This window comes from Microbispora siamensis (assembly GCF_016863095.1).
Taxonomy (GTDB): domain Bacteria; phylum Actinomycetota; class Actinomycetes; order Streptosporangiales; family Streptosporangiaceae; genus Microbispora; species Microbispora siamensis.
Genome location: NZ_BOOF01000016.1, coordinates 66996 through 93068, shown reverse-complemented (window position 1 = coordinate 93068; position 26073 = coordinate 66996). Strand labels below are relative to the sequence as shown.

Here is a 26073-nt window from a genome sequence, read left to right as displayed (position 1 = left end):
TCGTATGGCAGCTCGCTACACAGGCAGGGACGGTTCACCACGGGTCGGCGTCGTTCGCCCGAGGCCGCAGTTGGTCGAGCTACCTACTGGGCGGAAGGCGTGAGTTCCATCACTCCGTCGTCGGCGATGGTCAGTCGGCACTTGCCGGGCAGTGTCCCGAGGCCTGCGAGGGGTGCGGCGACCTGCGCCGGGGAAGGATCGGTCACCACGATGACGATGCGCGCGCTGTTGTCTGTGGGCTCCACTCGCACCGCCAACCGCCTCGCGGTGCCGGCAAGGCGAGCGAAGACAGCCTCGACCGCCGAAGTGAGTTCCCGTTGGACCGGCAGCGGCACCCGCGTGAGCGCCGCGGGGTCGGCCAAGGCCGCGTCCTGGATGCGTACGTCGAGCCCGGCCTTGCTCGCGCTGACGGCCGCGCGTACCAACCCCTGACGTAGCTCGGCGCCCGCCGAGTCGTTGCCCCAGCGTACGAAGTCGCGCAGCCAGGCGGCGTCCGCTGCCACCTGTCCGCGCAATCCCGGATCGGCGATCGCGTCCATCCGGGCGACGGTCTCGAAGGTCTGGAGCACATGGTCGTGTACGGCACGGGCGTGCCGGGCGCGTTCCCGCCCCACCGCCACCTCGGCCGCCTGAGTGACCGCCTCCTGGCGGGCGCGCCGCAGGTCCCGGTTCGTACGCCGGAGCCAGTGCGCGCATATCCAACCGAGAACGGCGTTGACCAGGTAGGTGACGACGACGCCGACGGCCGGCACCGGCGACTCTTGCCGTGTCGCCACGGCGACCACCGCGTAGGTCACTCCGAACACCGCTCCATTCGCCAACGCCCACGGCAGCCGCCGGCACCTGCTTCCGAAGGTCAGCGTCAGATAGCCGGTGTACGGATAAGCGAAGTACGACCACCCGGAGAATCCGGACCGAGAGCACACCCACGCCCCCGACACGAGCGCGATGACTCCGACGGGGAGGTCCAGGGCAAGCGTGTGCGGGGTCGGCGCGCCGCGCCGCCGCTCCAGGTACAGCACCAGCGCGGCGGCGGCCGTCAGCAGCGCGGCGAGGCCCAGGCCGGCGGCAGGACGCGCCAGCCTTCCCCAGATGAGCGGCACCGCGATCCACACCTGCCCCAGCGCCACGATCCTGATCACGGCCGACGCGACCCGCAGCGTACGGCCGTCCTCCCCAACCGTCGCGGACCCTGCCCACGCCCGCGTGCCATTGCCGGAAGCGGCGGAGAAGGGGTTCATCCCGCCGGAACCCACAGCGTCACCATGGTGCCCTGCCCGGGCCGGGATTCGATCTCAGCGTGGCCTCCGGCATCCGCCAGGCGGCCGCGGATCGACCCGTCCAGGCCGATGCCCGCCCTGACGGCGTGCGGTTCGAAGCCTCGCCCGTGGTCGGCAACGGTGACCGCCACACCGTCCTGGGCACAGTGCACCTCTATCGTGGCCGTCGCGGTGCCGGCGTGTTTGTGGACGTTGTTGACCGCCTCCCTGGCCGCCGCCACCAGGGCCCGGATGCGCGTACCCCGCAACGGCGGAAGGACCGGCGGCAGCGCCAGCTCGATGGCCAGGCCGGTGCGGCGTCTGTTGGCGGCCAGGCGGCGCAGTTCCGCCGACAGGTCCACGTCGCCGTCGTCAGGAACACCTGCCAGATGCGCGCGCAACCATGTCACATCAGCACGCAGCTGGTGGCGAAGCCGCTCGTCGTCCACCGCCGCTGCCTGCGCCAAGCTCTCCAGCGTCACGAGCACGCGCCGCCGCAGCGCCTCGGCCAGCCGGACGTGCTCCTGTTGCCGGGCCACCTCCGCCTCACGGCGGGTCGCGGCCAACCGCGCGTCGTCGATCCGGCGGGCGGCCGCCCGCAACTGACTGGCGATGACCCAGAGGATCGTCGCGTTGCCCGGAAACTGCAGGGCGTCGGGGAGCACGTTCCAGAGCAGTGACGTCCGGCCCACCAGCACGACATCACCGATCAACAGGACCACGCCGAGACCGAACCCCACCGCGATCGTTCTCCAGGCCGGCCATCGTGGGAGGCCGAAGACCACTGATAACAGCAGAACCTGGTTGAAGAACGGGTTCCCCGGCAGGCCCGTCTCCTTAGGCAGGGAGGTCCCGGCCAGCAGCAGGCCCCCGTACACCACAAAATCGACCACCACCCACCGGCCCCGCACCAGGTGAGAACGCCAGTAGGCCCACGCGGACCCTATGGAGTACGCCCCGGACACGACGACACCGGCGAGCAGGATGGGCCGGTCAGCGTTGATTTCGTACGCCGGACCCGCCAGATAGAGACACGCGACGAGCCGCGAGAAGGCGGCCGTGTTCGCGAGGATGGCCTCGTGCCGATCGACAGCGGAACCGGGCTGCAATCGGAACCTCCCCGACCAATATCGGGCACATGCTAACAGATCAGAAGAGCCTCTCCATGTCCCCGCAGACCATCCCGACAACTGACGTCAAAACGGGAAAATCACAATATGTAAGGCGTTCATTCCGTGCACTGGACGAGCGGGATAAAACAGGTGATCATTGGTCTCGCTTCGAGACACAATCACTTTGACACCGGCCGGCGTCCGGGCTGCCTTCTGGGCCGCCGTTGTCCTCGTCGGCTCGGGTCGCACCGCCCCTCGCGAGTCCCTCGCAGGTCGCTCCAGCACGGCTGCGTCACGGAGGTCAGGTTGATCCATCTTGCGATCGTCGACGACCACCCCATCGCGCGATACGGAGTGGAGCGGGTGCTCGAGCATGTGGCCGAGGTCGCGATCGTGGCCTCGGTGTCCGCTGCGGACGACCTGCTGCGGCTCGTCGCCGACGGTCTGCGCGTCGACGTGGTCATGCTCGACCTCTACCTCGACGGCGACACCCCGTCGGTCGACGCCGTGGCCCACCTTGCCGCGGTCACCCGCGTGCTCGTGATGTCCACCTCGGCCCGGCCCGACGACGTCGTCCAATCGATCCGCGCGGGCGCCGCCGGATATCTCACCAAGCGCAGCGAGGCCGACCTGGTGGTGTCCGGCCTGCGTACGGTCGCCGCGGGCGGTTTCCTGCTCTCGACCGAGCTGGCGGACATCGTCCACGCCCTGCTGGCCTCACCCAACGGCGGCACCGCCGCGGAACCGAGGCTGTCGCCCCGAGAGGACCAGACACTGCGCCTGCTCGCCCGCGGCCTCACCCACAGCCAGATCGCCACCAGACTCGGCGTACGCAAGGCCACGGTCGACACCTACGTCGAACGCATCCGGGCCAAACTCAACGCCGGCAACAAAGCCGACCTCACCCGCGCCGCCCTCCAACGCGAGTCCTTCTCTCCCGACCAAGGTCCGTGACGACACCTGGACGCCCACATATGTCGCCGGGCCGCGGCAGATTGACGGGTACTTCTTCAGGATCGGTAGGAACGCATTCCTACCGAGGGCTATGGTGAAGCCGTGACCGCACGAAAATTGTCGATCTCGGTCAGCCCCGAGGTCGAAGAGACGATCAAAGCGGCGGCGGAGGAAGAAGGCAAGTCGGTATCGGCGTGGCTGGCTGAGGCCGCCGTCGAAAAGGCCCGCCTCGCGGCCCTGCACGCGGCGGGGCGCGCGGCCGCCCGAGAACTGGTGACCGAATATGAGAGCGAGCACGGCGCGCTGCCCGAACAGTCCCGGCGACGGGCCCGGGAGTTCTTGATGGAGGCAGGGCTGCTGGACGACGACGACTGGCGAGCAGCCGGATGACGCGCACGGTCGTGTACGACGCCGGCGCTCTGCTGGCCGCCGAACGACGGGACCCGGACTTCCTCGCCCTGCATGACGAGCTGACCAGCGCACGCATCCGGCCGCTGGTGCCAGTGGCGGCGCTGGCCCAAGCCTGGCGTGGTGGCCCTCAGCACCAGATCTCCCGCGTGCTCAAGGGCTGCGACATTCGCCCCGACGACGAGCATGTCGGCCGTGCCGCCGGGGTCGCGTGCGGCCTCGCCGGAACCGCTGATGTCGTGGACGCGATCGTGGTCGCGACCGCCGTCCGATACCAGGCGCCCGTGGTGACCAGCGACCCCGAAGACCTGAAGCACCTCGCCGACTCCCTCGGCGTCAAGCTCCGGCTTTTCACGGTCTGACCGCCCCGCCGGCCCAACACCTGCCGGGGGAGCAAAGGCGAACTTCACCTGCCCCGCCCCTCCAATGCGAGCCATACCCTGCCGACCGAGGGCGTGACGGGGACGGCGTAGCACGGCCGGCCCTGGCGACATGCGTCGCTTCCGGCGTCCGCGATGCCGCGCACAGTCCCCACGCACCTTGGCGTGCCGTAGTCGGTCCACTTCGCCCAGCCCCGAGCCGGTTCCTCGAAGATCGACGGGAGGCTTCTTCGGGGTTGACAGAAACGCATCCCTACCAGCCGGTTATGGTGCCCAAGTGGGGATCCAGGGCCGGACCAGTTCATTACGGAAACGCATCCGGCGTAAACAGCGCGTCATCAGAAACTTTGACAGGGTTGCCACCGAGGTAGAACTTGATACTTCTCCACGGGCGCACCCCGTTGACCACGAATCGTCTCACCTGGGCCATCTCCCATTGGGTCGCATAGGCCCCAGGCTTCATCCCGGCCTGCCATGCGAGGTTGAACATCTCCTCTGGAGTATTTCCAGAAAACTCATCAAGGAGAATATGAAGGGGCTCCTGCGGATTTTTAATCGTTTTGACAACCGCATGCTGGAAGGTTTCGGCAGAGTAGTTCATAAAATGCCCGACAGATTTTTCTTCGGCAAATTTCGTAAGCCTGTCCCCGCCGATACCCAGCACCTTTCCAGTACAGTTGTGAACGACGATGCTCAAGTCGCCGATCTGAATGTTGTAGGTGTGCAGATCGGCGACGGTGAGGTTGTGGACGCGCTGGTGGGCGGTCCACTTCTTGATCGCGGTGATCTGGATGTGGGTTCCCGCGTTGGTCTGGAGCCACATGCCGGGCTGAAGGCGGCCGGCGTCGATCCACTGGCGCAGATCCGGAGCCCAGAAGGGGTGGCCGTCAGTGGCTACTACGTGGCCGGTGCGGTCGCCGCGGGGGCCGTCGGTGTCGACGGTGATGTCCACAAGGTTCTTCTCACCCTCGCCGCTGATGGTCGCGAGGACCCGGCGGGCGCCGGTCTTGCCGGTCTCGGGGTCGGTCGCCTTCACCTTGTCGCCCGGCTTGACCTCGGCGATCGCCTTGGCCGACCCGTCGGCCATGAGTACGGCGGTGCCGGGAGTGAAGCTGTTGGCGACGCAGTCGACCACACTCTTGCCGGCGTTCTTGAGAAGGCCGCCGCTGAGCTTGCCGGAGAACATCTCGGCCACTTCTGTGGTGGCGGCCTTCATCGCGGCCTGGCCGGCTTCCTTGATGCCCTGTTTCATGGCGGCGGCGCCGGCCTTGAGCGCCGCGCCGCCGACCGACATGAGCCCGCCGGTGAGGGCGCCGATGCCGCCGTCCACGAGGGCGTTGAGGAGCATCTCCTGCGGGCTGTGACCGCCCTCGACGAGATCCTTGACGATCGACCCGGCGGCCCCCGCCACGAAGCCGCACGCGACGGCGCCGACACCGGTCCAGCCGATGAGCGCGCCGCATCCGACGCCGACGACGGTGCTGGTGACGAAACCGGCGATCTCCGCCTTGTGCTGCTCGGCGAAATTGACGGTCGCGTTCCACGCCTTCTGCGCGTTGCAGCCGATGTTCCACCATTCGCAGGCCGGTGGCGGTGCCGGGTAGGTCGGGGCCGGCGTCGAGGTCGGCGGGCCGTTGTTGGAAGTCGGCTTGCTGGGTGTGGACGTGCTGCCACCGCCACCGCCACCGCCACCGTCTTCGATGTAGTACCTCAGACCGGACGGGTCACTGGCGGTGACCGGGCTGTTGCCCGCGTAGGCGTACGAGGCCATCTGCTGGGGGTCGCCGGAGTCGAAGACCGGGTCCGGGGAGATGAAACGGCCGGTAGCCGGGTCGTACTCGCGGGCGCCGAGGTGAGTCAGGCCGGTGGGCTCGTCGGTGCCGCCGACGAAACCGTGCTCGTTGGGCCAGTTCACGCTCGTCGCGCCGCGCGGCTCGCCGAAGGGCTTCTGCCGCCGTTGGGTGACCTTCTGGTCGCCGACCGCCTCGACGGCCAGCAGGGCGGTGCCCTGCCGGTCGGGCATCAGCCAGGTGACGCCCGAGCCGGTGCGCTGGCCGATGGTCGTGCCGCCGAAGGCGTAGTACCGGGTGCCGGAGACCGTCCCGGTGGCAGTGATCAGCCGTAACTCCATCCCGGGCAGGTAGAGGGTCGCGCCGGTGGGGTCGTGGCGGATGAGACGGGTTCCGTCGACGTCGTAGACGTAGGAGACGTCGCCGTTCGTATCGCGTGCGGTTGCCAGGCGGCCCTCGGCGTCCCAGGTGAGCTGCTGGATGTCGGTCGCCGTCGGCCGCGCCGTGGTGTTGCCGGCCGCGTCGTAGGCGTAGGAGATGGTCTTGGAACCGGCCGAGGTCGTGGTGGTGACGGCCTGGGCCGCGTGCGGCCGCGGAGCGCCGGGGTCGGGGTAGGTCAGCCCGGTGGTGGTGTCACCGGCCGCGGTGTGGTCCACCGAGGAGGTGCGGTTGCCGACGACGTCGTAGCGGAAGGACTGCCAGTACGGCGCGGGCCCACCCAGGGCCGAGACCGACGGGTCGGCGGCGCAGTCCCCGGATGACGGCGTCCACGCCTCGGTCAGCCTGCGCTGGTAGTCGTAGGTGAAGCATTGCGTGTCGGACGCGCCACCGGCCGGCGTGTCGGCGATCTTGGTGATGTTTCCGGCGGGATTCCAGGTCAGGCGCTGGTCGGCGATCGTGGACGGGGCGGTCTCCCGTACGGCGAGACTGCGCTCCAGACGGCGGGTGGACTCCTCGTAGTAGTAGCCGAGCTGGGCGAGCGGACCGCCGACCTTGAACGTGAGAACCGCCGGTTCGCCGAGGCGGGTGTACTGGGCCTGCGTGACGTAGGTGCTCGCACCGGTGAGCGTGTACGGCTGGCCGGTGTCGGTGTACGTGAAGCCCAGGACCTCACGGGGAAGGCCCCCGGCGGCGGGCATCGTGGTGGTGGAGACGTTGCCGTCCGGCTTGTAGGTGGTGCTGAACTGGTAGGTCCCGGCCAGGGCGCCTTCGGCGGCGGGGATGGTGATCGAGGTGCCGAGGGAGCGGTAGGCGGCGTCGTAGCCGGTGACCGCCGTGGTGTAGGCGTTGCCGCCGGCCCACCGGGTGGAGGAGGTCACCTGGCCCTTGGCGAGGGTGTCGTAGGTCCACTCCGCGATCTTCGTCGTCCCGTCCGAGACGGCGATCTTGCGGTCGAGCGCGTCGTAGGTGTAGGCGAGAGTGCGCCCCCGGCCGTCGGTGGTGGAGACGATCCGCCCGGCGTCGTCGTAGGCGGTGGTCAGGGTGCCCTTGTCGGGGTCGTCCACGCGAACCTGGCGGCCCCGGACGTCGTAGCCGTACTTCCACTGGTTTCCGGCCGTGTCGGTGACCGACGCGAGCAGGTTCTTGGCGTTGTAGGCGTATCTGGTGGCGTCGTACGTCCCCGACGGCGTCGGCCCGTGGTACTGACGCAGCTGGACAGTGCGGCCCCGGGCGTCGGTGACGGTGCTGGTGGCGATTCCCCCGGCCGGCGGGGTCGTGTCGGTGTGGTCGCCGCCGTACGACGTGGTGGTGCGCCATTTCTCCACGCCGAGCGAGCGGAACACGGAGGCGGTGGGCCGGCCGGCGCCGTCGAAGAGCGTGAGCGTCTGGGCGGGGATGGCGTTGTCGCCGGTCGCCGTGAACAGGCCGGTTCCCGGTGCGCCGTCGGCGATGTAGGCGGAGTTGGTCTTGTAGGCGCGACCCGCGGTGTCGTAGAAGGTGTCGGTCACGATTCGCCCGCCGTCGGGGCCGACCGCCGTGGCCTGGGTCTGCCGGGCGCGCAGCAGGCCGTCGTAGAGGGCGTACGACGTGGTGTATCCGCCGTTGGCGTTCAGCGTAGAGGTCGTGACCGTCGAGGGACCGTCGGTGCGGATCAGGTAGCTGTAGGTGGTGTTCGCCGTCTGGCTGCCCTTGGCGCGGCCGGGGAGCCAGACGGCGGTGGTGCGTCCCAGCGGGTCGTAGGTCACGTCGGTGCGTCGGCCGTTGGGGTCGGTCGTCCCGATGGTGGCGCCCCAGGCGGGCTCGACGTCGGCGGTGCTGGTCCAGCCGAGCGGGTTGGTCGTGGTGGTCCTCGTGACGGGGCCGCCCGACGCGGGCGTGTACGCGGTCGTCGTACGGTCGCCGTCCACGTCCCACGAGTCGGTGACCCTGCCGTAGGCGTCGTACGCCATGCGGCTGGTGGTTTGGTAGGCAGGCGTGCCGTCGGCCCAGTCCTTCAGGGACTCGGTCCGGGTCACGTCGCCCTTGGTGGGGGCGACGCCCCAGTCCTGCCCGTCGTACGAGGTCCGGGCGTCGCCGATGATCTGGTCGGCGGACGTGGGGGTCTTGTCGCAGGACAGGGCGTAGGTCTGCACCCGGGAGGTGAAGGTCAGCAGCCACTTGCCGGTGTTGCGGGCGTAGGTGTACTTCGTGCACTGGTCGTCGGCGGGGTCGTCGACGTCGCCGTAGTCGGTCGTCTGGTCGGCCGCGCCGTACTTGTCGAAACCGGTGACGGTCTTCGTCTGGCGATAGCCGCGTCCGCCGTCGAGCGCGATGCGCTGCACCGTGGTCGCGGTGTTGACGTAACGCGCCCGGGTGGTGACCCCGTCGCGCACCCGCGTCGCGGTCGGCGACGACATCCACGGTTCGGTGAGCACGGAGGACACCTCGGCGCCGCCGGGACCGTTGTAGGTGATCCGCTCGAGGACCATGCCGGCCAGGGCGTCACTGTCGGTGTGGGCGCCGCCGCGCGAGTCGGTCACCGAGACGCTCCGGGTGCCGGACGGCAGATGGTCGCCGTCCATGCCCCGGAAGTACAGCGTCTCTCCGTACGACTGCTGGCCGGGGTCGCCCTTGGTGACCCCCACCTTGGCGTACCCGCGCCACACCGACCACGTCTTCTGGTCGTCGGAGATGAGGCCGTCGTCGTCGGTGTAGTGCCAGGCCGGCGATCCGATGTAGGTGTAGAGGGTCTGCACGCGGGGCGCGCCGCCCGTGTGGTCGGTCTCGGACACCGCGGTCACCACGTACTTGTGGAAGTAGTCCGTGACGGGATCCGTGTAGCCGGGCGGCGTCCACTTGACCGGATAGCACCGCAGCGTGTTCGACTCCGGCGCCGACGGCATGCGTGACCCGGCCAGGCAGTCGGGCTCGGAGTAGCGCACCGAGATCTCGCCGCCCGTCTCGGTGCGGATCGAGGCGACACGCCACCAGTTCATGGCCGGTGAGTGGTCGACCGTGTCCACCCGGTTGGCCAACTGCACTCCGGTGAACGTGACGTCCGGGACGGAGACCGTGCCGCCGACGAGCCCGCTGTGGCTGATGGAGGCCAGCCAGAGCCCGGCCCGGGTGCCGTCGCCCGGGTCCGGATAGGTGTGGTTGAGCGTCCACGACTCGACGTCCCGGTACGCCGACCCGCCCCACACCTGTGTCGTGATCTTCGCCAGCCGCTTCGTGGTGAAGAACGTCGGCGACGTCTGCGTGCAGGAGGTGCCCGTGCAGGACTGATCCCAGGGCACATCCGGCCAGTTCGCCGGGTGGGCCGAGTCGCAGGCGGTGTTCGGCAGGCAGCGGTCGGCCACGGTGAACAGCACCCGGGCGGGCGCGTTGCCGTACTCGGCGTCGGTGCGCGTGCCGTAGTCGATCTCGGTGAGGTAGCCGCCGCGCTCGTACGACGTGGTCTTGGCCGGGTCGAGGTCGCGGCCGTAGCTGTTGGTCTCCTTCGCATACCGGTACGACATGGAGTTGCCGTGCGGGTCGACGACGTAATCGAGGTTCCACCGCCACGCCTGGCGGCACCACGAGGCGTCGTAGGTCGACTGGTGGCACGGCTCGCCCGCGTTGTTGCCGTACACGGGGACAGTCCAGGTCGAGTTGGTCTCCGGCCTGCCCGAGGTCCAGCCCGGCAGGCGGGTCAGCCCGAACCAGTACTGGGTGCCGTTGGGGGTGGTGACCTTCCAGTACTCGCCGTTGTCGTCGCCGTTGACGGCGCCGGTGAGGTGCTCCACCCGCGAGCCGTCGTCCGCCTTGGGATGCCAGGTGCCGGTCGCATCGTCGCGGATCAGCTCGCTGACCTTGCCGCCCAGCGAGAGTGTGGCGTTGTCCGTCGCCCAGCACTGGTCGCCGGTCTTCGGCTGCACCCCGTCCTCGCCGCACGGCTTGTAGCGGCGCTCCACGTAGCCCGACCACATCTCGAAGCCCTCACCGATCCAGGAGGGCTGGTTGTTGGAGGCGGCGTGCCGGCCGTCCACGCTCTGCGCCGAGTACGCCAGCGCCAGTTGCGGGGCCGGACCGCCCAGCGCGGGCGGCACGCGCAGCGCGTACGACCAGGAGAAGTCGCCCGACGAGCCGCCGGCCGACCACGTGCCCGAGGCCGTCAGCGGGGTGGCCGCGAAGCTGCCCGACGATCCCGAGGCGCCCGCGGTCACCGCCATCAGCGTCCCGGCGCCCGCCGCGGCGGGCACTTCGGCCGACACCGTCGTGCCGTCGTTGCGCGACGGCAGCGCCGTTCCCTGGCAGCCGGCCTTGTCCGGCGTGGTCACCGCGCACTCCGGCAGGCTCACCATGCGGAGCCGGCGCGCCCAGTCGCCGCCGTAGGCGGAGCCGAAGGCCGAATAGTCCACCGTGACCCGCACCGGGGCCGTGCTCGCCTCGGCCGTTCGGACCTCTTGGCCGTCCGCGCGCGACGTTTCGACCCCTTCGCCGTCCGCACGCGACACTCGCAGCAGCACGGCGTCCGGCCGCCGCGCGGCGGTGGCCGCGCCCCGATCGAGCACACGTACGGCGACCCGGGCCGGGGGACGCTCCAGGACGGAGCGCGCGGCACGCCCCTCCGGCGGCCCCACCCGGACGATCCCCATCCCCGGGACCTTCGCCGTGGACGTGCCGACGTCCGCGGTGGCGCTCCCGGCGGCCGGCCACTGCGGCGCCGGCGCCTTTCGTATGGCGTGGCTCGCCGCCGGGTCGGCGGCGTAGGGCAGGACGGAGGAGTCGGTCTCACCGGCGACCACATGCTCGCGCTGCACCTTCAGCGGCTGGAACCGTGCCGCCCCGGCCGCGTTCGCGGATTCCGCGGCGCCCGCCGCGGCCTCTCCGGTGAACGCGAGCAGCAGCGCCACCACGGTGCCGCCGGCCATCACGGCCAGCGACCGCTTGAGGGCATGGCCGCGCCGTACGCGGGAACGAGGGGTGGACACGCGTACCTCCCACTGTTCGGCGGTGCCGCCGGGATCACTCGTTGAACAGGGTCACGATCTGCTGGTCGGAAAGAACGCCCTGGTAGGCACGGACGTCGTCGACGTCGCCCGGCCACCGGTCCCCCCACGCGCTCGACACGCGGGCCCGGCCGAGGTCCAGCGTCCGCGCCGCGTCGAACGGCGCGGCGCCGGTGGTGCTCGCGGCGAGTCTGCCGTTCACATACAGCCGCATCTCACGGGTGCCGGCGTCGTAGACCCCGGCCAGATGCGTCCACACCCCCGCCTGGACCGGCTGGTCCGCAGCGACCCGCCACTTCGCCGGGTCGTCCACGTCCGAGGCGTGCAACGCGAACGCCCACTGGCTGCCGTTGTACGAGAGCACGAACGCGCTGAAGGCGGCTCCGTTCTGGCTGACCGCGGTGACCCATCGGCCGGAGGTGCTCGTGGTCGTCAGGCGCACCCAGGCGGCCACGGTGAAGCTCTCGTCGGTGTGCAGCACCGGGCCCGACGTCTCGGCGTACCCGTCGGTGCCGTTGAAGCTGACACCGCCCGACCCGTTGTGCCCTCCGGTCCACGTCGCGCCGCCGGAGGTCGCGAAGGGGCGGCCGTAGCCGGAGGCGTCCTCGCCCGCGCCGTCGAGGTTCCAGGCGCCGACCAGGGTCGGTGCGGTGGCGAGCGCCCTCGCCTCGGATGCGTCGACCACCCGGTCCCACACCCGGACGTCGGCGATGTCGCCGGGGAAGTAGCTGATGAGCTTGCCGTTGAACTTCTCGGTCCCGATCAGCAGCCGGCCACCCGCGTTCCAGCCGATCCGCACAGGGGCGGTGCCGGACAGGACGCCGTCGACGTAGAGGCGGAGCTCTCCCGCGCCGGCGTCGTACGTGCCGAGCAGGTGGGTCCACACGCCCGTACGCGGCGCGGTCGAGCCGGCCCGTACGGCGGGCGGGTCGGCGGTGTCGGCCGTCTGCGCCGTCAGGGACCAGCGGTTGCCGGGTTGGTCGTACTGCAGCAGGAGTCCGCTGTTCGTCCCGCCTTCCTGGCACAGGACCGTCGCCCACTTGGCCGCGGAGGTCAACCGGACCCACGCGGAGACCGTAAAGCTCTGGTCGGTGTGCACGACGGGGCCGTCGGTGGCGGCGTAGCCGGTCGTCCCGTCGAAGGAGATCGCGGTGCCGGCCGTCCGCAGCCGGCCGGCGCTCCACTGCGCGCCGCCGCTCAGGGTCGCCGTACGACCGTTCCCCGAGGTGTCGGTCAACGTGGTGCCCGAACCCCCGCCGTCGTCCGGAATCCAGCTTCCCACCGGGCCGTTCGCCGAGCCCGCGTAGAACACGTATTTGGAGATGTCGGACAGGTTGCCCGCCCTGTCGCGTGACCGCACGTACAGCGTGTTGATCCCCTCGCCCGGCGGCGTCGCGGACACGGTGGCGGTGCCGCCGAGGGTGCCGGCGTCCACCGCTGTCGTGGGCGGGTCGGCCCAGCCGTACAGGTAGGACGTCACGTCGGAGACACCGGCCGCGCCGAGGGTGAAGATGCCGGTCTTGCCCTTGCCGCCGTGGAAGCCGCCGTCGGCCGGGTAGTCGGCGGACGTCACCGTCGGAGGGCTGCCGGGGCGCGTCGCGTCGACGGTGAACGCGCACTGCCCGGACCAGGGGGAGGTGTCGGTCCTGTCGGTGGACTGCGCCTGCCAGTAGTAGGACTGCCCGTCGGTCAGCCGCCCGGCGGGTACGCTCACGACGAGTTGCCCGCCGTTCGCCACGTTGGTCTGGGTCACCTTGTCGGTGCCGTTCGTGGCCGAGCCGGGCGTCGCCCAGTAGGCCGACACGTCGAGCGTCTGACCCGCGTCCGGGTCAGACGCCTTCGCGCGCAACGTCGGCGTCGTTGTGCCGACGTATGTCCCGCTGCCGCAGGGCTTTCCGTCCACGGTCAGCCCGGACGGCGCGTCGGGCACGGTGTTGTAGGTGATGGCCAGGACCGGGTTGTCGTCGAAACGCTTCCACCCGTAGGCGTCGGACTCGTTGGCCGCACGGAGGCCGAGGGTGAGATCCGCCCGCCCGCTGCCGCTCGCGTCGCGCACCGCCGAGGTCACGTCGAACTCGACCGACCCGTCGCCGCAGCCGTAGTTCTCGTTGCCCTTCGCGACGTCGGCCTCGCCCAGTTGCCTGATCCACTGGGGCTGGCTGTTCCACGTGGTGCCCGAGTTGATCACGCCGACGTGCCAGAGCTGGACCGGCCGGGCCTGGCAGGACCACGACCACTTCTCGGTGATCTGGAACTTCGCGTTGAGGATGTGCTTGCCCCTGACGCCCGAGGTGTCCATCCGGAAGAACGAGCGGGCCAGCGTGTATTGCTCCGTCTCGTAGCCGACCATCACCTTGCCGTTGGCGCTGTCGGCGAGGTTCTGTCCGTTCCAGAAGGAGACACCGGGGGAGCCGGCGAGCACCGTCGTCCAGTCCAGCCGCTTTCCGCTGAACGACGGGTCGATCGTGACGGGGAAGCGCGTGGCCGGATCGCGCAGGAACGACAGGTCCGGCCGCAGGGTCAGCGTGCCGTCCCGCAGGGTGAGCCCCACGCGGGCCTGCCGTGGCGGCGCGCCGGGAGACACGGCGGTGTCCCACATCAGCGGCGGCGGGGCGGTGAACACCGTCTCACCCCCCTCGTCCCGGCCCACGAGCCCGCCGTCGCCCCCCGCCAGCACCGAAACACCGGTAGAGCGCAGGGAGAACGCGACCTCGCGCAGCGCCGGATCGGCCGCGGCGGAGCGCGAGGTCACGACCAGCCTTTCGGAGAATCCGTCATTCGACGCGGTCACCAGCAGATCGACGCCGGGCAGTACGTCCCGGTAGGTCGCGGTTTCCCCGGACAGCGAAGGCGTCGGCAGCGCCGCCGGCCACGCCAGCGACATCGACCAGGTCCCGCCCGACATCGTGGCCAGGGGCGCGGTCCCTCCCCCGGAGAATCGCAACCCCGTCGTGGTGGCGCCGGGGGTCACCGAGCCGTCCGAGGCGCGGCGCAAGGAGGGGTCGACCGGTACCCAGTCGTCACCCCGGCGCACCCGGACGGGCCGGCTCCGTTGCTCCACGGTGAACGAACCGTCCGGGTTGGCGTACACCGTCTCGGTGCCGGTGCGGCTTCCGGTCACCTCCACCCGATGCCGTGAGGAGCGTGCCGCGGCTGACGCGGCGGCCTCGTCGGACCGCTGTGCCGGCCTCCGGTCGTGGCGCGCCGTGTCCGCGCTCGGTGAGGGCGAGGCGTTCTCCGCCTGACGGACCACTTCGGCGACCGCGGCCGGCGGAGCGCTCAACGGAGCCGCCAACGCGACCGAAGCCAGTGCCAGCGGGCTGACGATCCAAACCACGAATCCGCGTACACGCTTGGCGATGCACCTCGTCACGGCTCATCCGCTCCTGCCCAGACAGCGTCTGCCATCCCATCTCGGGAAGACGATTGTGATCCGTTGACCAGCTACAACGCCTGTCGTCTATTCACCGGACAAGCACCGCGGCTCCGCACCACACCCCGTGTGGTGCGGGGGCTCCAATCCCCGGCCTGAGCGCCCGCTGAAGAGCTGAACCTGGAGCGCGTGCAGGCGTTCGTGCCCTCGTATTGGTGGGACTACGGGGACGAATACGGAGACGCGGGCCTTCACCAGATCGGTTACGAGGACGGGCGCCCCTATACGGTGGAGCTCTGCTGGTCCTACGAATGGGGCCAGATCCCCTGCGGCCGGTATTTCTGATCGATCGGGCGGGCCGGGACGAGAGAAGGTGTCTCGTCCCGGCCCGCCCGCTGGTCATGCCAGTAGCGGGTGCCAGCCGTCGCGGTAGCGGACACCACCGCGCCGGAGCCGGACCTCGTCGTGCCAGGTCCCGGGGACCGGTTCGGTGCGGACCAGTTCGGGCCGGTCCACCACGACGCACACATCCTCGCCGGGCCACCACCAGCCGCCGGAGCGCGCCAGTGCGGCCCAGTGGCCGAGGTGCTCGAGTTCGTCCGGCCCGTAGGAGGCCAGTCCGAGCCGATGCAGGGCGTCGTAGTAGGCGACCCACGCCGCGTCCTGCTGGCCGTACCAGCACGCCGGTACGGGCCCGCTGCCGGCCAACGTGTTGCGGATCGGCATGCGGAAACCGTGCGCGAGGCTCCGATGCAGTGCGGTACGGATGCCTTGGTGCACCACGACACCCAGTGGAACGCCGGCGTCGAGTGCCTTCAGCGGTGGCAGTTCGGGCCAGGGCTCGTTCCGTTTGCCCTTCCGTGCCGGGGACAGCTCAGGGTCGGCGTGGGAGACCCCGGCACTGAGTGCGCCCCGTAGCTGGGACTCGAGCATGGCCAGATCGCTGGCCAGTGGCGGTGTCCCCCGCGGGTGCGGATTCCGGATCCAGCCGTAGAGCCGGTCGAGAGTGGGCAGACCGGCGACAAGCGGGATCGCCTGGTCCGGCGAGTCGACCCATTCGAACCGGGGCTTCGGGCGAGAGATCCTCGCGTAGATCGCGGTCAGGCTGTGTTCGACCGTCCGCCGGTCGGCCGGTCGGGTGGACAGGCCGTGGTCGAGCCACTCCTGCCGGATCTTGACGGCTTCCTGCCACCGGTCGTGGGCGCTCTTGCCGCTCCGGACATCGGTCACAGGTTCAGCGGCGGCGTAGCGCCGCGTGAGCGCGCTCAACGCGCGTGGGCGTCGCCGCCCTTTCGGTTGGAGATCATGCCTTGATGATGGCCTGCGCACCGCGGTGCGCGCAACCACTCGACCGATCCCCGCCCCAACCGCCGTTTGCTCCGCAGCGGACGGCCCGGTTGCGGCGAGGCAGAAATCAGGCTGGGGACGGCACCAAAAGCCGACCGCCCAGTCGACGGCAATCAAGTGTATTCCGAAATCGATTGCGCGGCTTCGACAAGCTGGCTGGACGCCACCCGCATCGTAAAGTCGGAACGTGACTGACGACGAACTGCGAGCGGAACTGCTGAAGCGCATGAAGGTCGATCAGGATATCCGTGAACCAGCCGAGGAGCCTCTGAACCAGGAGCGCATGGCCCAGTGGAGGAACATCGATCGGGACAACACGGCATGGCTGCGGTCGGTGGTAGGCATGCGCGGCTGGCCACTCTTGTCCCAGGTCGGAGAGGACGGGGCGCTCGCGGCATGGCTACTCGCCCAGCACGCCGACGCCTCGCCCGAGATTCAGCGCGAATTCCACCGGGCGCTTTCCGACGCCGTTGCCCGGAACGAGGCGAAGCCCGCCCACCTCGCCTACCTCGAGGATCGGGTGCGAGTGAATTCCGGTCGTCCCCAGCTATATGGAACTCAATTCCTCGACGAGGGCAGCGGCTTCAGACCACACCCGATAGAGGACGCAGATCAACTGGACGACCGACGCGCCGCAGTAGGCCTGGAGCCGTTCGAGCAGTATGAAGCGCAAATGCGGCGCCTGTACGAGGGCGACGTCTGACGCCGTTCTCGCCATACCTTTCTGTGCCTATCGGGGGTGCCTACGGGGCGTCGGGGCGCCAGCCGGTGACGTCCCGCTCGGTGATCTCGCGCAGGATCCGGGCGGGGTTGCCGGCGGCGATGACGCGTGCGGGGACGTCCCGGGTCACGACGGCCCCGGAGCCGATGATCGCGCCGTCGCCGATGGTCACACCGGGGTTGACGGTGACCCCGCCCCCGATCCACACGCGGTCGCCGATGGTCACGGGTCTGGCGTAGCAGGCCCCGGCGACGCGCTCGCCGGGATCGATGGCGTGATTGGAGGTGTAGATGCTCACGCGCGGTCCGAGCAGGACGTTGTCGCCGATCGTGATTCGTGCGCCGTCGAGCATGACGGCGTCGAAGTTGGCGTAGAAGTCGGCGCCGACGCTGATGTTGTAGCCGAACTCGCACCGGAAGGTGGGCTCGAAGTGAGCGCCGGGGCCGACGTGGTCGAGCAGGTCACGCAGGAGAGCCTCGCGGTGGGCCTGGGGAGCGCCGAAGCTGTCGTTGTAGGCGTTGGTGAGCAGCACGGCGCGCCGGCGGGCGGCGACCAGTTCGTCGGTCAGGTCGTTGTACATCTGCCCGGTGAGGATGTGGGCGCGCTGTGCCTCGAGGCTCACGGTTGTCTCCTGCGGCGTTCGGTCTTCGTACTCGTCGAGGAGCAAGTGTCGCGGACGCCGGCGCATCAGCTCATCGAGAGGGCCCCGGCGCGGGCCGCCGCCAGCGCCGCCGCCGCGGCCCGGTCCGCCGCGGCCTCGTCCAGAGGTTCCCCGGTGTTGAGCAGGGCGTAGTACAGGGGTGCGGAGACCGCGGCGATCACCCGGCGCGGGTCGGTGCCGGTGGGCAGTTCCCCTCGTTCGATCGCGTCGGTGACGCAGCCGGCCCATTCGTCGATGCGTACGGCGTAGAAGCGGCGCAAGGCCTGCGCCGCCTGCTCGTTGCAGAGTGAGGCGGCGATCAATGCCTTGAACAGCCGCCCCTGGCGGGGATCAGTGAGGGTTTTGAGGACCAGCCGGGCGTTGTCGCGCAGATCCTGGTCGATGTCGTCGTTGCGGGACCGGGGCAGGGATCGTTCGGCCATGTCCTGGAGAAGGTCGGCGGCGAGCGCGCCGGGCGTGCCCCAACGGCGGTAGAGGGTGGTCTTCCCGACTCCCGCGGTACGCGCGATCTCGCCGAGGTCGAGCCCCTCGAAGCCCTTTTCGGCCAGGGTGTCGGCGGCGGCTTCGAGTACGGCCTCGCGGACGCGGGCGGTGCGTCCACCTGGGCGGACGGCACCGGGCGGTGGAGTGGCTGCTGCCATGACGGCTCCTTCCCACAAGGCGACTATCGGAACCACAGTTCCCTTAAGGCGGCATGGAGTGCTAGTGTCCTCATTAGTTTAACGGGACGACAGACCCGTTAAGCCGCTGCACGGCCTCCATATCCGAAGGGATGTCTCTGTCATGTCCACCACGAAATCTCTGTCGGCGGCCGCGACCGCCGCGCCACCACAGCGCCTGACCGGCCGCCTGAAGGTCGTCCTCGCGGTGCTGCTGGTCGCCCAGTTCATGCTGGCGGTCGACTTCTCGATCCTTAACGTGGCGCTGCCCGCGATCGGCGACGACCTCGGGTTCTCCCTGGCGGATCTGCAGTGGGTCGCCACCGCCTTCGCGCTGTGCGCGGCCGGCTTCACTTTGTTCTTCGGCCGCATCGGCGACCTGATCGGCCGCAAGCGCATCTTCCTCGGCAGCCTCGCGCTCCTGTGCGCGGCCTCGCTGGCCGGCGGGCTCGCCCCGACCCCCGCGATCCTCGTCATCGCCCGCGTCGCCCAAGGGCTCGCCACCGCCGCCGCCACCCCGGCCGGGCTCGCCCTGCTCACCACGTCCTTCCCCGAAGGCCCTCTGCGCCAGAAGGCCCTGGGCCTCAACGGCGCGCTCATGTCCGCCGGGTTCACCGCCGGCGCGGTCCTCGGCGGCGTGCTCACCGACCTGCTGTCCTGGCGCTGGGCCTTCTTCATCAACGTCCCCGTCGCCCTGGCCGTGCTCCTCGTCGCCCCCGCCGTCATCGCCGAGTCGCGTCCCGCCGCCCGTCCCAGGATCGACCTGCCCGGCGCGCTGTCGGTCACCCTCGGGCTGCTCGGCGTCGTCTACGGCCTGACGCGGGCCGGCGAACACGGCTGGGCCGAGCCCCTCGCCCTGACGGGCCTGCTGGCCGGGGCGGTCCTGCTGGTCGTCTTCTACCGTGTCGAGCGCAGGGCCGCCGAGCCCCTGGTCCCGGTGCGCGTACTGCGCAAGCGCACTGTGGCCTGGGGAAACCTGCTCGGGCTGCTCGCCTTCGTCACCGAGACGTCCCTGGTGTACCTGCTCACCCTGTACATGCAGAAGACCCTCGGCTTCTCGGCCCTCGCCGCCGGACTCTCCTTCGGTGTCCTGGGAGCCGGGACCGTGACCGGCGGCATGCTCGCCCCGAAGGCGATCGCCCGCACCTCCACGACGGCCGTCCTGATCGGCGGCGGGCTGCTCCAGGCCGTCTTCACCGCCGTGCTGGTCTTCCTGGGCGACACGCCGGCCTCGATGGGACTGCTGCTGCCCGCCACCTTCCTGGGCGGCGTGGGCAACATGCTCGTCATCGTCGGCTTCATGGTCACCGCCACCACCGGGCTCCCCGACCACGAGCAGGGCCTGGCCACCGGCCTCGCGTCGATGTCCCAGCAGGTCGGCATCACCATGGGGACCCCGATCATGTCCGCGATCGCCACCGCCACGGCCGGGGGCGCGGCGTCCGCCGGGGCGATCCTGCACGGTGTCACCGCCGCCGTCGCCGTCAACGCGGTCCTCGTCCTGCTCGGCGTCCTCCTCGCCGCGGTCTTCCTGCGCACACGACGCGACCGCGCGGACGGCACACGGCGCGACCGCGCGAACCGCGCACGACGCGACCGCGCGCATGCGTGACCAGTCCCCCGGCAGAACGCCTCAGCGGGAGGCGAGCCACCGCCAGCGGGGCAGTTCGAGCACCACGGTGACCGCGGCCAGCACGGTCACCGGCACGGCGGCGAGCGCGGGCCAGGCGGCCCACGCCGCCACCACCGCCGCCACGAGCTGCACAAGGACCAGCGCGATCGTGACCGGCCCGGGCACCGCGACGATCACGTTCCGCTTGTCGCCCGGCGTGGACAACAGCGTCGGCAGCCCGATCAGCACCACGACCGACAGCACGGCCAGCGGCACGGACCATGAGGCGATGGCCCACGGTGTCGCGACCCAGGCGACCAACTCGGTGGCGAACCGGAACACGGACGGGAGGCGATCGTCCGGCCGCGAAGTGGAGGACATGCGCGCAATGTACCGTTCTTCACGCCTGTGGTCGCGAGCGCCGCGTCACGCTGTCGCGCCTCGCACCGAGCGAGCCAGGCGTCAGACCGTACGGGGGAGGGCGAACCGCTGGGCGAACGCGGACATCTCGTCCCGCTGCCGCTCCGGTTCCGTGGACGAGGGGCTGACCACAATGCGGGTCACGCCCTGCGCGGCGTACGTCTCGACGCGTTCCGGGGACATGTCGATCGACCCCCAGCGCGTGTATTCCAGCGCGTCGGGATCGCGACCGGCCTCGGCTGCCGCCGTCCGGGCCAGTTCCCACTGGACGGCGCGTTCCTCCGCGGTGAGCGCGCCGCCGGGAAAGTAGCCGTCGCCGCGCCGCCCGGCGCGGCGGGCGGCGGCCCGGCTCGACCCGCCCACGTGGATCGGCAGGTGGATGACGTCATAGGGCTTGGGATAGCTGCACAGGTCGTCGAAGCCGAAGAACTCGCCGCTGAAGCTGACGCCCTTCTCGTCTCCCTCCCACAGCAGCCGCAGCACGTCGATGGCCTCGTCGGCACGGCGCCCCCGGCTGCCGAAGTCGACCCCCGCCGCCCCGGCCTCGCCGGGCAGGGTGCCAAGCCCCACGGTCAGCAACCGCATCCGCCCCTTGGACAGCACGTCGATCGTCGCCAGGCGCTTGGCCAGGACCACCGGGTGGTGGTACGGCAGCAGCAGCACGGCCGTGCCGAGCAGGAGGCGGTGCGTGGCCGCCGCGACGAAGTTCAGGCAGTCGAGCGGATCGGGATAGGGCAGCGTCGGCGGGATCTCGAAGGAGCCGATCGCGGCGCCGGGATACAGCGCGATGTGCTCCGGCAGGTACAGCCCCTCGAAGCCGCAGTCCTCGGCATGGCGGGCATAGGCCACGAGCCGGTCGGGGTCGAGCCCGTCAGCGGTGGAGTAGGCGATCGCGAATTTCATCGGGGCTCCTCGGGCCGGTGTTCGCGATCACGCTAGAACCTTGACGCAGGCGTCAAGGCAAGGGCGGAGCCGGGTCAGGCCGGGTAGGCGTGCGTCTCCGTGGCCTTGACGGCCGCCCAGACCTGCCGGCCGGGGGTGAGGTCGAGATCGGCGGCGGCCGCCGGAGTGACGTCGGCGAGCAGCGGGATCGGCCCGTGGAGGTGCACGCGGACGTTGTCGCCGTGTCGTTCGATGCCGTCGATGACGGCCTGCCACAGGTTGCGCGGGCTGCCGTCGGGGCGGGTCCGGTAGAGGGCGACGGCGGACGGCGGGAAGGCCACGAAGGCGGGCCCCGTCAGGCGTTCGGCGCTGCTGAAGCGCACGTCGCCCACGACGACGTGGTTCCCGTCGGCCTCGCCCCGGTAGAGATTCAGGCCGACGAGGCGGGCGACGTAGTCCGTACGCGGATGACGGGCGATCTCGCTCGGGGTGCCGGTCTGCACGACCGCGCCGTTCTCGATCACCACGAGCCGGTGGGCCAGGACCATCGCGTCGAGCGCGTCGTGGGTGACCAGGATGGTCGCGCCATCGAAATCGGCGAGGTGGCGGCGCAGCTCGGCCCGGATCACCAGCCTGGTGTGGGCGTCGAGGGCGGCCAGCGGCTCGTCCAGCAGCAACAGGCGGGGCCGTACGGCCAGCGCGCGGGCGAGGGCGACGCGCTGCGCCTGGCCTCCGGACAGACGCCCGGGGCGGACATCGGCGTGGCCGGCGAGGCCGACGCGGTCGAGCAGCTCGGCGGCGACCCGACGGGCCGCGGCCTTGCCGAGCCCCTGGCAGCGGGGCCCGAAGGCGACGTTGTCGAGGGCGGACAGGTGCGGGAACAGCAGGTAGTCCTGGAAGACCACGCCGATCCTGCGGCGTTCCGGCGGGAGGTGGTGCACCTCGGCGCCGTCCAGCTCGACGCGCCCGCCGCTCAGGGCGGTGAGCCCGGCGAGGCCGCGCAGCGCGGTCGTCTTGCCCGCGCCGTTGGGGCCGAGCAACGCCACCACCTCACCGGCCGCCGCGCGGAGTTCGACGTCCAGGCGGAAGGCGGGACGTTCGACGACCAGGTGGGCCTCCATGCTCATGCCGCACCCACCCAGCGGTCGCGCAGCCCGGCCAGCACGATCACCGAGACCGCGAGCAGCACCAGGCTGAGCACGATGGCGGCGTCCGGATCGGTCTCCAGCGCCAGGTAGACGGCCAGCGGCATGGTCTGCGTGCGGCCGGGGAAGTTGCCGGCGAAGGTGATGGTCGCCCCGAACTCGCCGAGCGCGCGGGCCCAGCACAGGACGGCACCGGCCAGCACGCCGGGGGCGACCATGGGCAGGGTGACCCGGCGGAAGACCGTCCAGCGGGAGGCGCCCAGGGTCGCGGCGGCCTCCTCGTAGCGCTGGTCGGCCGCGCGCAGCGCCCCCTCCACGGCGATGACGAGGAACGGCATGGCGACGAACGCCTCCGCGACGACGACTCCCGTGGTGGTGAAGGGCAGGGAGACGCCGAAGGCGTCGTACAGCCACTGTCCGGCGAGCCCCCGGCGGCCGAGCACCAGCAGCAGCGCGACGCCGCCGACGACCGGCGGCAGGACGAGCGGCACGGTGACCAGCGCGCGCAGCAACCGCCTCCCCGGCAGGGTCGTACGGGCCAGCAGCCAGGCGAGCGGCACGCCGAGCAGCAGGCAGACGGCGGTCGCGATGGTCGCGGTCACCAGGGAGAGCCGCAGGGCCTCCAGCACCCGCGGCTCGGCCAGCCGTTCCGGCAGGGTCGCCCACGGCGCGCGGGCCAGCAGCCCGGCCAGCGGGAGGACGAGGAAGGCCAGTCCCGCGAGCGCGGGCACCAACAGCGGCCACGGCGTGCGCGCCCGCGGGCCCCGCGCTCGTACGGGCCCGGTCACGGCGCCTGGAAACCGGCCTTGGTCAGCACGTCCCTGCCCTGCTGCGACAGCACGAGATCGACGAACTGCTTGGCCAGATCGGGTGCGGGCGCCTTGGTGAGCACCGCGATCGGGTAGTCGTTGACCGCCTGCTCGGCCTCCGGGAAGTCGATGCCCTTGACCTTCCCGCCGGAGGCGATCACGTCGGTGCGGTAGACGAGCGCCGCGTCGACCTCGCCGAGCCGGACCTTGGTGAGCGTCGCCTTGACGTCCTGCTCCAGGGTGACGGGAGTGACCTTGAGGCCGGCCGCGTCCAGCGCCTTGGTCGCCGCGGCGCCGCAAGGCACCTGCTCGGCGCACAGGGCGACCTTGACCTTCGGGTCGGTCAGGTCCTTGAGCGACTCGACCTTGGCCGGGTTGTCCTGCGGGACGGCGATCTGGAGCGTGTTCTTGACGAACACGGTGGGCGCCGAGGCCAGCCCGGCGTCGGTGACCGTCTTCATCGTGGCCGGGCTCGCGGCGGCGAAGACGCCGGCCGGGGCGCCCTGCGTGATCTGCTGCGCGAGCGTCGCGCTCGAGCCGAAGTTGAAGGTGACCTTCGTGCCGGAGTGGGTGCTCTCGAACTGCCTGCCCAGCTCTGTGAACGTCTCGGTCAGGGACGCCGCGGCGAACACCGTGAGCGACTTGGCAGCCCCCGAGCCGGACGCGGAAGCGGCCGTGTCCGAGGAGGAGGAGCCGCACGCCGCCAGGCTCAGCACCGAGGCGAGGACGGCGGCCAGGGAGAGACGTCTGAGCACCACAGCTCCTTCTACTGACTCGCGACGCGCGCGTGGTCGGGGATCTCGACGACGACGTTGGTGGACTTGACGACGGCCACCGCCATCACCCCCGGCTCCAGGCCGAGCTCGTCGGCCGCCTGGCGGCTCATCAGCGAGACCACGCGGAACGGCCCGGCGGCGATCTCCACCTGGGCCATCACCGCGTCCCTGATCACCTCGGTCACGATCCCGCGTAAGCGGTTGCGCGCCGAGGAGACTCCGGTGCGCTCGTCCGCCTCGGTCTGGGCCCGGGCGAACGCGGCGAGGTCGGTGCCGGCGATCAGGCGATGGCCGTTCTCGTCGCGGTGCGCGGCGAGCCGGCCCCCGTCGACGAGACGCCGCACGGTGTCGGCGCTGACGCCGAGCACCGCGGCCGCTTCGCTGATCCGGAACGTCGTCACGGGCACCACCTTACGCCGCAATTGCTGGCCTTTGGAGTTCTATCCGATCGCAGAAGCTCTTTCATTCTGGACATCGCTCTCTCATCTGCGAGCCAGTGCCAGATAGCGCTCGTCGGTGTCGTCGTAGTCGATCAGGGTCCAGCCGGCGGTGTCCAACAGGGGGCGGAGGTTGTGCTCGGCCCGTATGTCGCCGGGGGTCAGCGTGCGGCCGCGCCGAGCCGCGAGCACCGCACGGCCCACGGGATGGAACAGCGCCAGCCGCCCGCCGGGGCGGGTCACCCGGGCCAGCTCGGACAGCACGGCCACCGGCTGGAGAACATGGGAGATCAGCCCGGAGGCCAGCACGCCGTCGGCCACGCCGTCGCGGAGCGGAAGCCTCCCGACGTCGGCGATCAGCAGCCGGCCGAACTCGCCCCGTCCGCGCTCGCGGGCCGACCGGATCATCTCCGGGGTGACGTCCACGCCCACCACGTGTCCTGCGGCCCCGACCGCGTCCCGCAGCAGAGGGAACGCGCGGCCGGTGCCACATCCGGCGTCGAGGACCAGACCTCCGGCAGGCAGGGCCATCTCGGCGATCGCGGCGGCGAAGGCCGGGCCGTCGTCGGGATACTTCTCCTCCCAGGTGTCCGCCTTCGCGGCGAAGAACTCCCTGGTCTCCTCAAGGGATCGATCGTTCATCTCTTCGTCTCCTCAGCGGAAGGAGCTGGATGAACGATTCGACCACGGTGCGGGCCTCGTCACGAAGCCGAGCACCCGTTCGCGCACGGGCTCACCCTATGCCAATGGATCACCGCCGGCTTCCGTCAGAGAGGGAGCGTGATCCGGTCGACGCACCAGTAGAGGCCGACCGCCACGATGGGCAGTGACATGGCGGCGGTCACCCAGCGCACTGCCGACGTACGGCGCAGCAGCGCCAGCAGCGGGAAGAGCACCGCGATGATCAGCAACTGGGTCGCCTCGATGCCGACGTTGAAGCTCAGCAGCGACAGGAGCAGCTCCCACGACCCCTTCTCTTCGATGTCCAGCGCGCTCGCGAAGCCGAGCCCGTGCACCAGGCCGAAGGCGAAGACGATCGGCAGCCGCCACCTGCCCAGTTTGTCCTCGTCGCGGCCCAGGAGGTTGGCGACGGCCACGACGATGATGGACACCGCGATGACCGGCTCGACGATCCCCGCGGGAACGTCCACGATCCCCAGCGCCGCCAGGAGGAACGTGATGCTGTGGGCGGCCGTGAACGCCGAGGCCGTGACGACGACGTCGCGCAGGCGGCGGGCGCCGATGAGCAGGGCGAGCAGGAAGAGGATGTGGTCGAGTCCGGACAGCAGGTGCTCGGCGCCGAGCAGGAAGAACTCCCCGATCTGGTGCGAGGCCCGGTGCTCGCCGACCCGCAGCGTCGGGTTCCCTGCGGTCAGGACCGCCGAACCCGTCGTGCCGTCGAGCGTGTAGCCGACGATCGTCTCCGTGCTGTGCACGAAGCTCTCGGCGTCGGGGAAGAGGGCGCTGGAGATCGCGTGTCCTCCCCCGCCGTCGCCCGCGCAGTGGTAGTCGAGGGTCAGCACCGCGTAGGCCACGTCGTCCCGGTCGCGCACGCCCGCGTCGCCCACGGGCCTGGGCGCGCACGGCCTGTCGCCGTACGCCACGGCGAAGCGGCGGGTGACGTAGTCGACGACGGCGGCGCGGTTCTTCTTGAGCTGGCGGAGTTGCTCGGCCCGCTCCTTCGCGTCGTACGCCTCGGCGTACAGCCAGGCCGACTTCATGAGGAGGTCGTACTCCAGGTCGAGCACGACTCTGACGTCCGTGCCCGTTCCGGTCACCGTGGCGTGCGCCTTGGTGGTCGCGTTGTGCGCCGCCGCCGGAGCGGAGAACGCCGTCAGCCCGCCGAGGGCGAAGGCGAGAGCGAGGAAGGCGGCGGACAGCCTGCGAGACATGTCTCGTTCTCCAAGGGGGTCCGAG

The 26073-nt window shown here is 70.6% G+C and carries 20 protein-coding genes; 5 read left to right on the top strand and 15 right to left on the bottom strand.

From position 1 onward, the window contains the following. Positions 1 to 83: 83 nt before the first annotated feature. Together Msi02_RS16010 and Msi02_RS16005 are read right to left on the bottom strand one after the other, a co-directional pair. On the bottom strand, positions 84 to 1256 hold the full coding sequence (locus Msi02_RS16010) for a sensor histidine kinase (RefSeq protein WP_204049084.1): 1173 nt from the start codon (positions 1254 to 1256) through the stop codon (positions 84 to 86). Then, a complete protein-coding gene (locus Msi02_RS16005; RefSeq protein WP_204049083.1) occupies positions 1238 to 2368 on the bottom strand; it encodes a sensor histidine kinase in 1131 nt (376 codons plus the stop codon). Before Msi02_RS16005 ends, Msi02_RS16010 begins: the two co-directional genes overlap by 19 nt. Positions 2369 to 2677: 309 nt before the next feature. Here Msi02_RS16005 and Msi02_RS16000 point away from each other — a divergent pair, with 309 nt between their 5' ends. The 3 genes from Msi02_RS16000 to Msi02_RS15990 all read left to right on the top strand — a co-directional run bounded on the left by Msi02_RS16000 (position 2678) and on the right by Msi02_RS15990 (position 4095). Beyond that, positions 2678 to 3325 carry a LuxR C-terminal-related transcriptional regulator gene (locus Msi02_RS16000; RefSeq protein WP_204049082.1) on the top strand — a complete coding sequence of 216 codons (648 nt, stop codon included), beginning with the start codon at positions 2678 to 2680 and terminating at the stop codon, positions 3323 to 3325. 102 nt (positions 3326 to 3427) lie between these two features. Further along, positions 3428 to 3715: a type II toxin -antitoxin system TacA 1-like antitoxin gene (locus Msi02_RS15995; protein WP_204049081.1), complete on the top strand. Its 288-nt coding sequence runs from the start codon at positions 3428 to 3430 to the stop codon at positions 3713 to 3715. Then, positions 3712 to 4095: a PIN domain-containing protein gene (locus tag Msi02_RS15990; protein WP_204049080.1), complete on the top strand. Its 384-nt coding sequence runs from the start codon at positions 3712 to 3714 to the stop codon at positions 4093 to 4095. Before Msi02_RS15995 ends, Msi02_RS15990 begins: the two co-directional genes overlap by 4 nt. A gap of 322 nt (positions 4096 to 4417) precedes the next feature. Here Msi02_RS15990 and Msi02_RS15985 read toward each other — a convergent pair whose 3' ends face one another. From Msi02_RS15985 to Msi02_RS15975, 3 genes are all read right to left on the bottom strand, one after another. Beyond that, complete coding sequence (locus tag Msi02_RS15985) at positions 4418 to 11296, bottom strand: polymorphic toxin-type HINT domain-containing protein (RefSeq protein WP_204049079.1); 6879 nt, start codon at positions 11294 to 11296, stop codon at positions 4418 to 4420. Between the two features lie 34 nt (positions 11297 to 11330). Then, a complete protein-coding gene (locus Msi02_RS15980) occupies positions 11331 to 14597 on the bottom strand; it encodes a LamG-like jellyroll fold domain-containing protein (protein ID WP_204049078.1) in 3267 nt (1088 codons plus the stop codon). 489 nt (positions 14598 to 15086) lie between these two features. Then, positions 15087 to 15917: a DUF6745 domain-containing protein gene (locus Msi02_RS15975; RefSeq protein WP_204049077.1), complete on the bottom strand. Its 831-nt coding sequence runs from the start codon at positions 15915 to 15917 to the stop codon at positions 15087 to 15089. A 304-nt stretch (positions 15918 to 16221) separates the two neighbouring features. Here Msi02_RS15975 and Msi02_RS15970 point away from each other — a divergent pair, with 304 nt between their 5' ends. Next, positions 16222 to 16737, top strand: coding sequence for a DUF6624 domain-containing protein (locus Msi02_RS15970; protein ID WP_204049076.1), 516 nt, complete (start codon positions 16222 to 16224; stop codon positions 16735 to 16737). Positions 16738 to 16777: 40 nt separating this feature from the next. On the opposite strand, the gene Msi02_RS43990 is transcribed toward Msi02_RS15970, so the two are convergent. Both Msi02_RS43990 and Msi02_RS15960 read right to left on the bottom strand, forming a co-directional pair. Beyond that, the gene (locus Msi02_RS43990) at positions 16778 to 17377 is read right to left on the bottom strand and encodes a sugar O-acetyltransferase (RefSeq protein WP_204049075.1); all 600 of its coding nucleotides are present in this window, start codon (positions 17375 to 17377) and stop codon (positions 16778 to 16780) included. A gap of 65 nt (positions 17378 to 17442) precedes the next feature. Beyond that, positions 17443 to 18057, bottom strand: a complete 615-nt coding sequence (locus Msi02_RS15960) for a TetR/AcrR family transcriptional regulator (protein ID WP_204049074.1) — start codon at positions 18055 to 18057, stop codon at positions 17443 to 17445. Positions 18058 to 18199: 142 nt separating this feature from the next. On the opposite strand from Msi02_RS15960, the gene Msi02_RS15955 reads away from it, so the two are divergent. Next, complete coding sequence (locus tag Msi02_RS15955; protein ID WP_204049073.1) at positions 18200 to 19687, top strand: MFS transporter; 1488 nt, start codon at positions 18200 to 18202, stop codon at positions 19685 to 19687. Between the two features lie 21 nt (positions 19688 to 19708). On the opposite strand, the gene Msi02_RS15950 is transcribed toward Msi02_RS15955, so the two are convergent. From Msi02_RS15950 to Msi02_RS15915, 8 genes are all read right to left on the bottom strand, one after another. Continuing rightward, the gene (locus Msi02_RS15950) at positions 19709 to 20068 is read right to left on the bottom strand and encodes a hypothetical protein (protein ID WP_204049072.1); all 360 of its coding nucleotides are present in this window, start codon (positions 20066 to 20068) and stop codon (positions 19709 to 19711) included. Positions 20069 to 20149: 81 nt separating this feature from the next. Further along, complete coding sequence (locus Msi02_RS15945) at positions 20150 to 21010, bottom strand: TIGR03619 family F420-dependent LLM class oxidoreductase (protein WP_204049071.1); 861 nt, start codon at positions 21008 to 21010, stop codon at positions 20150 to 20152. A gap of 74 nt (positions 21011 to 21084) precedes the next feature. Then, positions 21085 to 22116, bottom strand: coding sequence for an ABC transporter ATP-binding protein (locus tag Msi02_RS15940; protein ID WP_204049070.1), 1032 nt, complete (start codon positions 22114 to 22116; stop codon positions 21085 to 21087). Continuing rightward, a complete protein-coding gene (gene modB / locus Msi02_RS15935; RefSeq protein WP_204049069.1) occupies positions 22113 to 22922 on the bottom strand; it encodes a molybdate ABC transporter permease subunit in 810 nt (269 codons plus the stop codon). Before modB ends, Msi02_RS15940 begins: the two co-directional genes overlap by 4 nt. Continuing rightward, complete coding sequence (gene modA / locus Msi02_RS15930) at positions 22919 to 23698, bottom strand: molybdate ABC transporter substrate-binding protein (RefSeq protein WP_204049068.1); 780 nt, start codon at positions 23696 to 23698, stop codon at positions 22919 to 22921. The genes modB and modA overlap by 4 nt, the downstream gene beginning before the upstream one ends. An 11-nt stretch (positions 23699 to 23709) precedes the next feature. Further along, on the bottom strand, positions 23710 to 24120 hold the full coding sequence (locus Msi02_RS15925; RefSeq protein WP_079313750.1) for a TOBE domain-containing protein: 411 nt from the start codon (positions 24118 to 24120) through the stop codon (positions 23710 to 23712). 81 nt (positions 24121 to 24201) lie between these two features. Continuing rightward, a complete protein-coding gene (locus Msi02_RS15920; protein WP_204049067.1) occupies positions 24202 to 24798 on the bottom strand; it encodes a class I SAM-dependent methyltransferase in 597 nt (198 codons plus the stop codon). A gap of 125 nt (positions 24799 to 24923) precedes the next feature. After that, complete coding sequence (locus Msi02_RS15915) at positions 24924 to 26048, bottom strand: HupE/UreJ family protein (protein WP_204049066.1); 1125 nt, start codon at positions 26046 to 26048, stop codon at positions 24924 to 24926. Positions 26049 to 26073: the final 25 nt, after the last annotated feature.